The sequence below is a fragment of the Pseudoalteromonas sp. SIMBA_162 genome, assembly GCF_046535955.1.
Classification (GTDB): Bacteria; Pseudomonadota; Gammaproteobacteria; order Enterobacterales; family Alteromonadaceae; genus Pseudoalteromonas; species Pseudoalteromonas marina.
In genome coordinates, this window is sequence record NZ_JAWJBQ010000430.1 from 1 (window position 1) to 271 (window position 271).

Sequence of the window (271 nt, forward strand, 5' to 3'; positions counted from 1 at the left end):
GTCGTTTCACCATAAACAATGGCTGCCTTTTGGTCGATTAATGCGGCAACGGTCATTTCATAGGCACTTGCACTGTATCGATTCACTAAAATGCGCGTATCTTTTGGAAACTTAACACTTTGCGATATGGACGTTTCAAGATAACTATCTTGCGCCATATGAAGTTTATAGGCATACGGAGCATTTGGGAACATCCCAATCAACTTTTCAGCGGTCGTTACATAGCCCCCACCATTATTTTGTAAATCCAGAATGAATGATGTTGCCCCCT

General features: G+C 42.1%; 1 protein-coding gene. It reads right to left on the reverse strand.

All coding sequences use genetic code 11. The annotated features are described in order from the left end of the window. The coding region (locus R0J88_RS20350) for a S41 family peptidase (RefSeq protein WP_410900927.1) at positions 1-271 on the reverse strand (271 nt) is incomplete at both ends.